Source organism: Novosphingobium sp. FSW06-99, from assembly GCF_001519065.1.
GTDB lineage: Bacteria > Pseudomonadota > Alphaproteobacteria > Sphingomonadales > Sphingomonadaceae > Novosphingobium.
This window is the reverse complement of record NZ_KQ954256.1, coordinates 137,432-150,208: the sequence shown is the minus strand read 5'-3', so window position 1 is coordinate 150,208 and position 12,777 is coordinate 137,432. Positions and strand designations below refer to the sequence as shown.

Below are 12,777 nucleotides of genomic sequence, written 5' to 3'. Positions count from 1 at the left end.
CGCGAAGGCAAACGACCCTCGGTGCAGTTATCTGTTCAGGCAGGTTTGAAAGGTGGCTTTTAAGGTGGCAACGCGGCGTAGCGAGCGGAAAGTGGAGGCCAGGGCCGGAGTCGTGGGCGCCGGAGCTGTGCGGGCGGGTCTGGCTTGCGTGCTGGTGGCGGGTATCGGCGGATGCAGCAATATCCACGATCACCGCGGCTATCTGGTCGACCCTGCGCTGACCCAGTCGGTGCTGCCCGGCGTTGACAACCGTCTGTCGGTGGAAAAGTCGCTCGGCCAGCCCACGATCAAGAGCCAGTTCGGTCAGCAGGCCTATTATTACATCTCGCTCGACACCGTGCAAAAGCCGTTTACCCGGCCGCGCATCAAGGGCGGGTCGATCATGCGGGTCGGTTTCGACAGCGCGGGCAATGTGCAGGACGTCACGCGCGACGGTGTCGAACATGCCGTGCGGCTTGAGCCGGACAAGCACAAGACCCCGACGCTGGGCCGCGAGCGCAGCTTCTTTGAAGACCTGTTCGGCAATATCGGCACGGTCGGCGCCTTGCCCGGCGGCACGCAGGGCCAGGGCGGCGGCGCGGGCGGCGGCGGCGGTGGTGGTCGCGGCGGCGGCACCGGCCCGAACGGGAGCTGATCCGGGGCGGTGGACTTTGGCTATTGATTGCCCGGGTCCACCACCCATATCCCGTGCATGAATGACCAGATGGCCAGCCACGGCCTGATACAGTGGCACGGAACCACCATCATCGGTGTGCGCAAGAATGGCCGCACCGTCATCGCCGGCGATGGCCAGGTGTCGATGGGCAACACCGTCATGAAGCCCAACGCGCGCAAAGTGCGGCGGCTGGGCGAGGGCGGCAAAGTGATCGCCGGATTTGCCGGCGCAACCGCCGATGCGTTCACCTTGTTCGAACGGCTGGAGCGCAAACTTGAGGCGCATCGCGGGCAATTGCTGCGCGCCGCGGTCGAGCTGGCCAAGGACTGGCGCACCGACAAATATCTGCGCAATCTCGAAGCGCTGATGATCGTCGCCGACGCCGGGACATTGCTGGTGCTGACCGGCAATGGCGACGTGCTCGAACCCGAAGAGCTGGGCGACACGGTGATCGCCGCGATCGGATCGGGCGGCAACTATGCGCTGGCCGCCGCGCGCGCCATCGCCGGCTATGAAGCCGATGCCGAAGTGATCGCCCGCCGCGCCATGCAAGTGGCGGCGGACATCTGCGTCTACACCAACGACCGCGTGACGCTGGAACAAGTATGAACGACACCCTTACGCCCAAACAGATCGTCCGCGCGCTCGATGAACATATTGTCGGCCAGCACGATGCCAAACGCGCCGTGGCCGTCGCCTTGCGCAACCGCTGGCGGCGCCAGCGGCTGAGCCCGGCGCTGCGCGATGAAGTCAGCCCCAAGAACATCCTGATGATCGGGCCCACCGGTTGCGGCAAGACCGAGATCAGCCGGCGCCTGGCGCGGCTGGCCGATGCGCCGTTCGTCAAGGTGGAGGCGACCAAGTTCACCGAAGTCGGCTATGTCGGGCGCGATGTCGAACAGATCGCGCGCGATCTGTTCGAAGAGGCGATCCGGCTGGAAAAGGCGCGTCGCCGCGAAGCCGTGCGCGAGGCGGCCAGCAAGGCGGCGATGGACCGCCTGCTCAAGGCGCTGGTCGGCGACGGCGCGAGCGAGGCCACCCGCGAAAGCTTTCGCCAGCGCATTGTCGAAGGCGCGATGGCCGATGTCGAAGTGGAAATCGAAGTCGAGGACAGCCCCTCGATGCCGATGGAGATCCCCGGCATGGGCGGCGGCATCGGCATGATCAACCTGTCGGACATGATGGGCAAGGCGATGGGGCGCCAGCCGACCAAGCGGCGCAAGCTGCGCGTGCCCGATGCGTGGGAAAAACTGGTCGATGAAGAAGCCGAAAAGCGCATGGATCAGGACGATGTCGCGCGCGTCGCGCTGATCAATGCCGAAACCAATGGCATCGTGTTCATCGACGAAATCGACAAGATCGCGGTCAGCGATGTGCGTGGCGGTTCGGTCAGCCGCGAAGGCGTGCAGCGCGATCTGCTGCCGCTGATCGAAGGGACCACCGTTGCCACCAAATATGGCCCGATGAAGACCGACCACGTGTTGTTCATCGCCTCTGGCGCGTTCCACATCGCCAAGCCGAGCGACATGTTGCCAGAATTGCAGGGCCGCTTGCCGATCCGCGTCGAACTGTCGGCGCTGACCGAGGATGATTTCGTGCGCATCCTGTCGGAAACGCGCGCCAATCTGGTGGAACAGTACTGCGCCCTGCTGCAAACCGAACAGGTCACGCTCGATTTCACCCCGGGTGCGATCCGCGCGATTGCGCGCACCGCCGCGCAAGTGAACGACAGCGTCGAAAACATCGGCGCGCGGCGGTTGCAGACGGTGATGGAGAAGCTGCTTGAAGACGTCAGCTTCGAAGCCGAAGATCGCACCGGTTCGACCGTGACGATCGACGAGGCCTATGTCGCCGACCGGCTGGCCACCCTCGCCAGCAACACCGACTTGTCGAAATATATCCTCTGAAATCCTTCAAGGGCCGGACCGGATCTCCTCGTCCGGCCCCATCCAGCGGCCAAGCGGGGTCGCGATCAGCAACAGCACGATCCCGCCGACCCCGGCATATCCGGCCGCAACCGCCCAGTACAGCGACGGGCTGACATGGTCGTACCACCCGCCCATCGGCCCGGTGATCAGGCTGGCGACGCAGACCGACAGCGAATAGATGCCAAAGACCGTGCCGCGCAGCCGTTCGGGTGCGTGGCCGGTGAACAGCGCGCCGGCAAACGGCACGAAACACATTGCGCCGATATTCGAAACCACGTGAAACGCGATCGGCAGCCATAGCGGCGCGCGCCCGTCGGGCCCGGCGACCAGCGGCCCGGCCGCGAGCAGCAGCATGCCGCCGGCAAAGATCAGGCTGCCGATGGCCAGTTTGTGCAAACTGTCGGGTTCGATACCGTACCGCGCCAGCGCGCGAAACACCGCGATGGTCAGCGGGATGGCCACCGCCGGAGCCAGTCCGTCGAGCGATTGCAGCCACGGAACGGGCACCACAAACCCGTCCACCGTCAACGCCACGTGGTCGCGCACCCACAAGTTGTACACGTTCCACACTTGCGCCTGGCTGGTCCAGAACGCGACGGAAAAGGGCCAGATCAGCGCCAGCGCAGCCAGATTGCGCACTTCGCGCGGGGTCAACGCCGCGTGCATGGACCTGGCCGTACGGGGCGGTTGCGGCGGCAGCACGTGCGATCCCGCCAGATACCAAACCAGCCCGGCCAGCATGCCGAACCCCGCCACGCCAAACCCCGCGTGCCAGCCATAATATTTGGCGATCGTGCCGCATACCAGCGGGGCGATGAACGCGCCGACGCAGACCGCCAGCGAATAGACCTGAAACGCTTCGCCCAGACGGCGGTCGCCCGAGGCATAGAGCGCGCGGATCTGCGGCGCCAGATTGCCGCGCACCAGCCCCGCGCCGATCATCAGCGCAACCAGCGCGACCAGAAACGTGGCATCGAAGGCCATCAGGAAATGTCCCAGCGTCATCACCAGCGCGCCGAGCGTGACCGCGCTGCGCCGCGTGATCACCCGATCACCCACCCAGCCACCGATCAGCGGCAGAAACGTGATGCCTGCAAAATACAGCGAAAAAGTCTGCGTCGCGATCGCGGTGTCGGACATCGTGCCGAACACCGCCGCCAGCCCGGCGTGATAGGCGCGCCACCCGGCGACATGCGCGATGCGGTCGGGATGCAGCAAGTCGCCGGTCATGTAGAGCACCAGCATCGACACCATGCCGTGCCACGAAATCCGGTCCCACAATTCGGTGCCGCTCAACACCCACAGTCCGCGCGGATGCCCGAACCAGTTCGCCGGGCGCGGGGCGACGACGTTGGCATGCATGTCGTTGACCAGTTCCATACCGCGCGCCCTGCTTTTTTGCGTTGGAACACAGCGACGTAACGTGTGATCGCGTCGCTGCAAGCGCTTTGCTGGCCATTGGGGCAAGGGTGTTGATCGCGCGCCGCGCCTGCGACATGTTGCGGATCGGGCAAGACCTGCTCTGGGGGCGACCATGAGCGTACCGATCGAAACGCGCCCCCGATTTGTCTGGGCCATGGGTTTGTCCAACGCGGCCTATGGCTATGCCTATGCCGGGGTGCTGGTGACGATGCCGCAAGTCATGGCGGCGCACGGCGTGGCCGAACCGGTGATCGCGAACTACACCGCGCTGTCGGGTGCGGCATCGCTGGCCACGTTTGCGCTGGCGCCACTGCTTGATACCATGATCAGCCGCCGCGCCTGGGCGCTGGTGCTGGGCGTGCTGGTGGCGGCGCTGACCACGGCGTTGCTGGCGGTGTCGCCCACCGGGGTGCTGGTCGGGCCGCTGATGATGGCCGATGCGCTGGCACTGGTGATGTTGACCACCGCGCTGGGCGGCTGGCTGGGCGCCGCCTTGCCCAAGGATATGGATGATACCATCGGCACCTGGTTCACCATGGGCAATGCCGGCGGGTTCGGGCTGGGCGCGCTCAGTCAGTATTGGCTGATTACCACTTTGCCCGCGCCGTGGGGGCCGCTGGCGGTCGGCGTGATCGCGCTGGCGCCATTGGCGCTGCAACCGTTGATCCCGTCGCCCGATGCCGGGCTGAAGGCGGTGCGCGAAAGCTTTGGCGATTTGGGCCGCGATGTTGCGGTGCTGGTGCGCCAGCCGCTGGTGCTGCGGCTGGTGGTGATGTTTGCGCTGCCGTGCGCCGCGTTCACGCTGACCAATGCATTTGGCGGCCTCGGGCCTGATTTTCATGTTTCAGCGGGCGTGGTCGATCTGGCCAACGGGTTTGGTGCGACGGTCACCGGCCTTGCCGCGGCGCTGCTGGCGCGCTGGTTCCTGCGCTTTGTCCATGGGCCGCTGCTCTATCTGGGGATCGGGGTGGTAGGGGCGCTGTTCACGGTCACGGTGATCGCGCTGCCGCATACGGCCCCGGTCTATCTGGTGGCGGTGATTGGCGAGAACATGGCCCAGTCGTTTGCGCAAGTGTCGCAGAACGCGGTCATTTTCGGATCGATCCGGCGGGGCAGCCCGCTGGCCGCATCGCAATTCGGCCTGCTCAACACCGCGGCGCTCCTGCCTTATTCCTATATGCTGGCGCTCGATGGCTATGGCTATCACCTGGTCGGCAATGTTGCAGGCTCGTTCTGGATGGATGCCGGGGTCAGCCTGGCGGCGTGCCTGATCCTGCTGATCCCGGTGCGGCACTGGATGCGCAGCGGGAAACTGACCGCGCCCGCAGATGACCCCGTTGGCGAGGCGGTTCCTGCCTGATAGAGCAAGGGCCATGCACCAGACCCCCGACGACCGCCCGATCTATCGCCTGCTGACCGGCAAGGACGACCGCGCCTTTTGCGAGCGCGTGTCCGAAGCGTTGGCGCAAGGCTGGCGGCTCTACGGTTCGCCGTCGATGACGTGGGACGGCGGCGCGGGCTGCATCAAGGTGGCGCAGGCAGTGGTCTGGCAGGAGGCCGATGTGATCAAGGGCTAGGGTGTGCCATCCACCACCCCGCACGCCCGGCCCAACCACCTATTTAAGGTACCCTGTGGGTGGTTGGGTCGGGGGTGCGGGGTGGTGGGTGGCACAAAGTCGCCGAAAGGCGACTTTCGAAACAGACCCGTTACTGCGCGGCTTCGACCAGATCGTCCTCGCTGCTTTCGGCGGCCTGGCGGGCCCACATTTCGGCGTAGAGCCCGTCGTGGCGCAGCAAGTCGGCGTGGCTGCCATGCTCGGCCAGACGCCCCTGGTCGATCACCAGGATCGTGTCCGAATCGACGATCGTCGACAGGCGGTGTGCGATCGAGATGGTGGTGCGGTTGGCCGCGATCACCCGCAGCGTGCCCAGAATGTCCTGTTCGGTGCGCGTGTCGAGCGCGCTAGTGGCTTCATCGAACAGCAGGATCGGCGGGTTTTTGACCAGCGTGCGCGCGATCGCCACCCGCTGTTTTTCCCCGCCCGACAGTTTCAGCCCGCGCTCGCCCACTTCGGTGTCGAGCCCCTGCGGCAGGCGGGCGAGCAGATCGCCGATCGCCGCGCCCTGCGCCGCCGCAGCCACTTCGACTGCGTCTGCGCCTTCGCGGCCATAGGCGATGTTATAGCCGATGGTGTCGTTGAACAGCACCGAATCCTGCGGCACGATGCCCAGCGCGGCGCGCAGACTGGCCTGTGTGACCAACCGGATATCCTGCCCGTCGATCAGGATGCGACCGCTCGACGGATCGTAAAAGCGGAACATCAAGCGGCCGATAGTTGATTTGCCCGCCCCCGAAGGCCCGACGATGGCCACCCGGCTGCCCGCCGGAACCTCGAACGACAGGCCATGCAGGATGGTGCGGTCGGGCTCATAGCCGAACACGACATTGTCGAACGTGACATGTGCGCGCTTGACCACGAGCGCGGGCGCGCCGGGCACATCGGCCACTTCGACTTGCGTGTCGATCAGGCGGAACATTTCCGCCATGTCGGTCAGCCCCTGGCGGATCGTGCGATAGACCATGCCCAGCAGATCGAGCGGGCGGAACAATTGCGTCAGATAGGCCTGCACGAACACCAGTTGTCCGGCGGTATAGGCGCCATGGGCCCAGCCCCACGCGGTTTGCGCCAGTGCGCCTGCCATCAGCAGGTTGACCACCAGCGCCTGCGCGATGTTGAGCAGGCCCAGGCTGTTTTCGCTCGACACGGCGGCATCGGCATAGGCCCGAGTCGCCTCGGAATAGCGGCGTTCCTCGCGCGCTTCGGCGCCGAAATACTTGACCGTTTCGTAATTGAGCAGCGAATCCACCGCGCGTGCCAGCGCCTGCCCGTCGAGCCGGTTCATCTGTTCGCGCAGATGCGTGCGCCAGTCGGTGATCGCGCGGGTCACCCAGATGTAGGCGACCACCGCCAGCGCGGTGGCGCCGACCAGATCCCAGCCGAAATTGTACCAGAAGATCCCCGCCACGATCACCAGTTGCAGCACGGTCGGGGCGATGTTGAACAGCATGAAATAGAGCATCGTGTCGATGCTCTTGGTGCCGCGCTCGATCACTTTGGTTACTTCGCCGGTGCGGCGGGCCAGGTGAAACCGCATCGACAGGCGGTGCAGGCGGGCAAACACATGTTCGGCCAGCTTGCGCGTGGCCTCTTGTCCGACGCGTTCGAACACGATGTTGCGCACGTTGTCGAACGCCACCCCGGTGAAGCGTCCTGCCGAATAGGCCAGCACCAGCAGCATCACCGCCGTCACCACGCGGGGCCCGGTCACGTTCATTGCGTCGACCGCCCATTTGAGCGCAAACGGCAACGCCATCTGTATCCCGGTCGACAACAGGATCAGCACGCAGGACACCACGATGCGCCAGCGCAGATCGGGATTATCGCGCGGCCACAGATAAGGCAGGAACCGTTGCAACGTGCGCCAGCCATCGTGGCGGGGCGGTCGGCCGGTCGACGCGGTGTGGGGATTATCGGGAGGCATCCTGTGCAAATAGGGATTTTGCCGGAAAGTGCCAGTCACCCGATCAGGAAGGCGGCGTTTCGGGCACCGCAAACAGGATGCGATGGCTGGCAAAATCGATCGCCACACGGTGGAACAACCGCAATTGCGCCATGCCCAGCAACAATGCCGGATGGCGTTGCAGCCCCAGTCTTTCGAATGGTGGCGCGTCGCTGAACGCGATTAGCGTGTTGTTGAGCGTCATGCCGCCCAGTTCCAGCGTGCGCGCCAGACCAAGGCCGGCGGTCGCCTGCTGTCCGGTGACCGAAACCAGTTGCACCGTATCGTTGCGGTGATCGCGCGCCAGCGCACGGGCCAACGCGGCGTTGCCGACCGAAGTGTCTGACCCGGTGTCGATCACCACATCGGTGCGCACCCCGTCGATCGTGGCATTGGTCATGATCAACTGGCCGCTGCGCCGCCGCGCGCGCACGATGATGTCATAGCCCCGGTCGCCACCCAGCGACGCGGCATCGCCCAGCGCCATGCGGTTGTGGTCAAAATCGAGCAGCACGCGTTGCCCCTGCAACCCGTCGAGCCCGATGATGCCGTCGGCGCCGATCGTATCGGCTTCGAGCACGGGCGAAGACACTGCGTAGAGCACGCGGCGGCCCAGTGTGATCGATTCCAGCGTGACCATATCGACATCGCGCATCCCGGCCATGCCGATCAGCCGCCCGCGCCCGCTGGCCACCAGGCCCAGTGTATCGGCCACGCCATGCGCGACGACCGTGCGTTCGGCGCCCGTATCGACCAGAAAGGCATAAGTGCGCTGCGCCCCCGCCGTGTTGCCGATCGCGACGGCCACGGTCATCCGGCCGCCACCATCGCGCTTGAGCGACAGCACCTGATCCGCGCTGTCGGTTGATCGCGCGGCCGCGGCCAGTGGCGTGGAATCGAACCGGCGCGGGGCGTTGGGCGCGGGTGGCACGGGATCGCTTGCCCGCGCGGCGGTGATCGCCACCACCAGCGCGGCCCCGGCAAGTGCCGCACGCATGGTGACGGCGCGCAAAGGCATCCGATATCTCCCTGATGCCGATTGTACGCCTGTCGCGGCACACTGGCCAGCGCCCTGATGGTCAGGTGTTGGAGCGGGCCAGCCCTGCGCGGGCCAGACTGTCGGCCAGCGCAGTGTCGAGCGCATGGTGATCCGGGTCGAACGCGGCGGCCAGCCCGCGCGCCTCTTTCCAGCTTGTCGAGATCGCGGTCATGTGGCGATAGACATAAGTGTCATCGACGTGCCGGTTATGGCGCGAACCGAACACATTGTGCACCGACCAACTGGTGCGAAATGGATCGTCGCGCGCCGGGACCAGACACCATTTGGGCGGGCATGTGCGCGTTTCGCGCACGTCGCGCCAGGCGAAATCGGCGTGGCGGCAGGATTCCGGCGCAACCGCCACCGGCGCAGCACCGCTGATCCATTGCCCCGCAAACTTGACAAAGCCACCCCGGCTGCGTTCCGCGGCGGCAAAGATCGACCCGCCTTGCGCGGGCAGCACCAGTTCGTCGATATCGACATTGAGCACGCTGCGCGCCTGCCGCAACAGCCGCAGCCGCGCGTGTTGCAGCGATCCGGTCTGGCAATAATCCGAATCCCACGGGGCTTCCTGCCCGTCGACCGCCCCGGCCAGGCCGCCCTGTGGGCCATATTTGAACGGCCAGGCGACGACATGGATGACCATGTCGGGAAACGCCGCGCGCAATTCGGCCTGTAAATCGGCGGCGCGATAAGTGGTTGATCCGTTGTCATAGATCAGCACGCCATCGGCATGGTGTTCGGCGCGATAGAATTGCACCCAGTCGTGAATCCAGCGCGGTGCATTGTCCTTTGACAGCGTCAGGATCACCCGGCGCCCGGCATAGAGGTGCGACAGGTCGGGCCCGATGGTCAGATCGTGGCGCCCGATCGGGCCGTCGAGGTGCAGCCGCTGATCCGCGCAGCGCAGCCACAGTTCGCCGCGCTTGTCGCGACCGACATGGCGTGGACGGGCGAACCAGCGGCGCGTCTGCGCAGCAATCGGGGCCGAGGCGAGCAGGGGCGCCAGCAGGTTGAACAGCGGCGGCCCCTGCAGCACCACATCGGCGCCGACGCGATAGCAATCATAGAACAGCGTGTCCCAGTCGAACGCCGCGGCATAGGCGCCATTGCGCAAGGCCGGTGGGCGCGGGCTGTCGCGGCGCAGTCCGTTTGCCGGATCAAGCGTTACGCTGGTCAGCCGCACTTCGGTTTCGGTATGCCCCATGATCGCCTCAGGCCACGCGAAACCGCGCCGGGATGCAGCGGTCAACGATCGGGATCGAGGCCGCAATGGCCAGGATTTCGTGCAGCACCGGATGACGCACCAGCGGCAGCGCGATCAGCCAGCACACCGCACCCGCCATGGTCGCCAGCAGCAATTGCGCAAAAGTGATCGTCGCCGGTGGCGCCCATAGCGCGTATGTCAGCGCCAGCGGCGCAATTGCGGCCAGGCTGGCCAGACCGCTGCGCAGATAGATCAACATCAGCCTGATCCGATCGAACCCGACGATCCGGTGCATGAAGCGGAAATAGAGCGCATACCAGAACACCGCATAGACCAGCCGCGATCCGGCCGCGCCGTTCACGCCCCAATGCGTGCCAAGCGCCAGCAGGATCACGGACACCGCGGTGTCGAGCAGATTGCGCGCCAGCAACTGGTTGAGCTTGCCGGCCAGAATCGGCAGATCGCTGACCAGTGGCAAGGCAATCAGCATGATCTCGGTCAGCGCGATCATCGCCAGCAGTGGCGCGGTACGCAGCCACGCCGGGCCATAGAGCAGGCGGATGATCGGCCCGGACGCCAGCGCAAGCCCGGCCATGGCGGGCCAGACTACCCCCGAATAGCCGGCGCAGACGCGCAAGTACGCGGGGCCGAGCGGCTCGCCCCGATCGCGGATGCGGGCAAAGGCGGGGTAGAACACGCTGCCGATCGCCCCGGCGATCAGCATGCGGAACTGGTCCGACAGGCTGACCGCACGGCTGTAGAGCCCGACCGCGGTTACGCCCAGCGCCTTGCCCACGATCAGGTCCGGGGTGCGCGTGCCCAGTGCGCCGGTCAGATAGAGCACGCTGGCGCGCGCGCCGAACCCGACGACATGGCCGATGCCGTCGAACCGCAGGCGGCGCGGCCAGCTTGGGCGCATCATCTGGGCCACCACCCCGCGCGTGGCGGCCGCGGCGACCGTGGCCAGTGCCAGCGCAAACGAGGAATAGCCTGCCGCCGCCAACCCGACCGCCAACCCGCCTTGCGCCAATGCGGTGCAGACATTGACGACGAACAGCCCGCGAAACTGCATCGCGCGCGCCATCAACGCCATAGGTACCACCGACATCGGCACAAACAGATAGCTGCCGGCCAGGATCAGCAGGATCGCGGTCAGGCGCGGCTCGTGATAAGTCTGTGCCATCGGCCAGGCGGTGGCGGCAACCAGCAGGGCGACCAGCCCCGAAAACAGCACTGCGACCGACCCGCAGCGGGCGATTTCTTCGCCATCGAGCGTGGTCAGCCCCGAAATATAGCGCGACAGCCCGAAATCCTGCAGCACCGCCACGATCAGCGCGGTGGCCATGCCGATCGAAAACAGCCCGACTTCACCGGGGCTGAGAAACCAGCGCGAAATGATTACCGAAGCGATGAACTGGATCGCGAACGACAGATATTGTCCCGCCATCGCCCACACGGCGGCGCCGCGCACGCTCATCGCGGCGGGCTCGCGGCCGGGGGTGGTGGGTGCGGTCATTGCCTCAGGCTGCCACGGCGTTCGGCTGGGTGTACCGGTGCGGGGACCGGCGCGCCAGCACTGCGGCCAGTTGCAGCGCGCGCAGGGGATAGCCAAACAGCATCAACCGCCCGACCGTGCGCCACAGCCCCGGACAGTCGCCCCCTTCGCGGATATAGCGGCACACGATCGCAAAGCCGTGATCCCCCAGGCCCGCGCGCGAATAGAGCAGGCCCGGTGCCACGCGGGCGCGCACAGCGCGTGCCACACCGGCCCGGCCGAACAGCGTGTCGAGCGCGTCGATCGGCGGCAGCGCAGCCAGTTTCGTGGTGGGATCGACGCGTCCGGCCTTGCGCTCGGCATAGGCCAGGCGGGAGATCGCGGCGTTGACTTGCTGTTCGGTGGCGTGGCGGCTCGATACCTGCTGGCTGTAGTGCCGGTATTGCAACAGCCGTTCGGGCAAGTTGGCGATCTGCGTGACCGAGGCCAGCCGCAACCACAAGTCGAGATCCTCGCAATGGCGAAACGCGGGGTGATAGCCACCCACCGACAAGACCAGATCGCGCCGGAACATCACCGCAGGATGGCACAGCAAGGGTGCACCCGCATCGATCGCGGCGATGAATTGCGCATGATCGACCGGGTGATCGAGCGCATCGAGCGGATAAGGCGTGTCGTTTTCGTCGATATCTTCGGTCCAGGTGCCGAGCACGCCAATCTCGGGACGGGCGGCCAGAACGGCGACCTGGCGCGCAAAACGGTCGGGCAGGCAGACATCGTCAGCATCCATTCGCGCCACCAGCGGCGCGCGCGCCAGCGCCAGCAATTCATTGAGGCTGGCCACCAGTCCCCGGTTTTCGCGCGCGATCAGCCGGATGCGGTGGTCGCGCGCAGCATAGTGCGCGGCGATCGCGCGGCTGGCATCGCGCGAACCATCGTCGAGAATCAGAAACTCGAAATCTGCGAAAGTCTGCCCGAGCACGCTCTCGATCGCGGCGGCCAGAAAGCGTTCACCGTCGTAGATGCTCATCGCGACGCTGATACCGGGAACGCTGGGTTGCATGTCTCATCCACAAAAGCGTGTGCGGAAACCATCGCTTTGAACCATCGTTTTTACCCCGCGCCGGGTAAACAAAGCGTGTTGTCACGCGATCTGGTGGGCAAGGGGCTATCCACGGTCGGGATTCGCGGGATTTGAATCGGCCAATCGACCCATGCGGCCGGTTCAGAGCAGTTTTTGCGACTAAAAACCTCTTTATATCAGTTTGTTATCCTTCCATTGCAAAAAGAATACAGAATCTCGTTGACCACCCAGCACACCCTCCATATATGCGGCTTCACCGAGGGGCTGACGCCGGTTTTTACCGGATTTAGCCACTGCGGTCGCCAACATAGACGGACAATTTTCTCCCCGAGACCAAATCGGGGATGATAATTGGCCGCCACAATTTGTTGACCGGGTCCACCCGG

11 protein-coding genes are annotated in these 12,777 nt (G+C 65.5%); 5 read left to right on the top strand and 6 right to left on the bottom strand.

Annotated features, from left to right (window positions below; all coding sequences use genetic code 11):
- Nucleotides 1–112 precede the first annotated feature (112 nt).
- The 3 genes from AQZ49_RS11470 to hslU are packed head-to-tail and all read left to right on the top strand — an operon-like array spanning nucleotide 113 to nucleotide 2,562.
- The gene (locus tag AQZ49_RS11470) at nucleotides 113–634 is read left to right on the top strand and encodes an outer membrane protein assembly factor BamE (protein ID WP_156428282.1); all 522 of its coding nucleotides are present in this window, start codon (nucleotides 113–115) and stop codon (nucleotides 632–634) included.
- Nucleotides 635–691: 57 nt separating this feature from the next.
- Entirely contained in the window at nucleotides 692–1,264 is a 573-nt protein-coding gene (hslV, locus tag AQZ49_RS11465; RefSeq protein ID WP_067615684.1) for an ATP-dependent protease subunit HslV, read from the top strand.
- Nucleotides 1,261–2,562 carry an ATP-dependent protease ATPase subunit HslU gene (gene hslU, locus AQZ49_RS11460; protein WP_067615682.1) on the top strand — a complete coding sequence of 434 codons (1,302 nt, stop codon included), beginning with the start codon at nucleotides 1,261–1,263 and terminating at the stop codon, nucleotides 2,560–2,562. The genes hslV and hslU overlap by 4 nt, the downstream gene beginning before the upstream one ends.
- Nucleotides 2,563–2,568: 6 nt before the next feature.
- Here the strand turns inward: hslU and AQZ49_RS11455 are convergent, their stop codons facing one another.
- Nucleotides 2,569–3,963, bottom strand: a complete 1,395-nt coding sequence (locus tag AQZ49_RS11455) for a peptide MFS transporter (protein ID WP_067615681.1) — start codon at nucleotides 3,961–3,963, stop codon at nucleotides 2,569–2,571.
- Between the two features lie 154 nt (nucleotides 3,964–4,117).
- Here AQZ49_RS11455 and AQZ49_RS11450 point away from each other — a divergent pair, with 154 nt between their 5' ends.
- Both AQZ49_RS11450 and AQZ49_RS11445 read left to right on the top strand, forming a co-directional pair.
- Nucleotides 4,118–5,365 carry an MFS transporter gene (locus tag AQZ49_RS11450; protein ID WP_067615679.1) on the top strand — a complete coding sequence of 416 codons (1,248 nt, stop codon included), beginning with the start codon at nucleotides 4,118–4,120 and terminating at the stop codon, nucleotides 5,363–5,365.
- Between the two features lie 13 nt (nucleotides 5,366–5,378).
- A complete protein-coding gene (locus tag AQZ49_RS11445) occupies nucleotides 5,379–5,582 on the top strand; it encodes a DUF1737 domain-containing protein (protein WP_067615677.1) in 204 nt (67 codons plus the stop codon).
- Nucleotides 5,583–5,712: 130 nt separating this feature from the next.
- Here the strand turns inward: AQZ49_RS11445 and AQZ49_RS11440 are convergent, their stop codons facing one another.
- From AQZ49_RS11440 to AQZ49_RS11420, 5 genes are all read right to left on the bottom strand, one after another.
- Entirely contained in the window at nucleotides 5,713–7,548 is a 1,836-nt protein-coding gene (locus AQZ49_RS11440) for an ABCB family ABC transporter ATP-binding protein/permease (protein WP_067615675.1), read from the bottom strand.
- Between the two features lie 43 nt (nucleotides 7,549–7,591).
- Complete coding sequence (locus tag AQZ49_RS11435) at nucleotides 7,592–8,584, bottom strand: aspartyl protease family protein (RefSeq protein WP_067615672.1); 993 nt, start codon at nucleotides 8,582–8,584, stop codon at nucleotides 7,592–7,594.
- A gap of 61 nt (nucleotides 8,585–8,645) precedes the next feature.
- A complete protein-coding gene (locus AQZ49_RS11430) occupies nucleotides 8,646–9,812 on the bottom strand; it encodes a hypothetical protein (protein WP_067615670.1) in 1,167 nt (388 codons plus the stop codon).
- Between the two features lie 7 nt (nucleotides 9,813–9,819).
- Nucleotides 9,820–11,328, bottom strand: coding sequence for an oligosaccharide flippase family protein (locus tag AQZ49_RS11425; RefSeq protein ID WP_067615668.1), 1,509 nt, complete (start codon nucleotides 11,326–11,328; stop codon nucleotides 9,820–9,822).
- A 4-nt stretch (nucleotides 11,329–11,332) separates the two neighbouring features.
- Nucleotides 11,333–12,370, bottom strand: a complete 1,038-nt coding sequence (locus tag AQZ49_RS11420) for a glycosyltransferase (RefSeq protein WP_067615666.1) — start codon at nucleotides 12,368–12,370, stop codon at nucleotides 11,333–11,335.
- Nucleotides 12,371–12,777 lie beyond the last annotated feature (407 nt).

Bases quoted from the DNA above. Each gene is read 5' to 3' on its own strand.
- hslU (WP_067615682.1), top strand. From the start codon at position 1,261: ATGAACGACACCCTTACGCCCAAACAGATCGTCCGCGCGCTCGATGAA.
- hslV (WP_067615684.1), top strand. From the start codon at position 692: ATGAATGACCAGATGGCCAGCCACGGCCTGATACAGTGGCACGGAACC.
- AQZ49_RS11430 (WP_067615670.1), bottom strand. From the start codon at position 9,812: ATGGGGCATACCGAAACCGAAGTGCGGCTGACCAGCGTAACGCTTGAT.
- AQZ49_RS11445 (WP_067615677.1), top strand. From the start codon at position 5,379: ATGCACCAGACCCCCGACGACCGCCCGATCTATCGCCTGCTGACCGGC.
- AQZ49_RS11435 (WP_067615672.1), bottom strand. From the start codon at position 8,584: ATGCCTTTGCGCGCCGTCACCATGCGTGCGGCACTTGCCGGGGCCGCG.
- AQZ49_RS11455 (WP_067615681.1), bottom strand. From the start codon at position 3,963: ATGGAACTGGTCAACGACATGCATGCCAACGTCGTCGCCCCGCGCCCG.
- AQZ49_RS11450 (WP_067615679.1), top strand. From the start codon at position 4,118: ATGAGCGTACCGATCGAAACGCGCCCCCGATTTGTCTGGGCCATGGGT.
- AQZ49_RS11420 (WP_067615666.1), bottom strand. From the start codon at position 12,370: ATGCAACCCAGCGTTCCCGGTATCAGCGTCGCGATGAGCATCTACGAC.
- AQZ49_RS11440 (WP_067615675.1), bottom strand. From the start codon at position 7,548: ATGCCTCCCGATAATCCCCACACCGCGTCGACCGGCCGACCGCCCCGC.
- AQZ49_RS11425 (WP_067615668.1), bottom strand. From the start codon at position 11,328: ATGACCGCACCCACCACCCCCGGCCGCGAGCCCGCCGCGATGAGCGTG.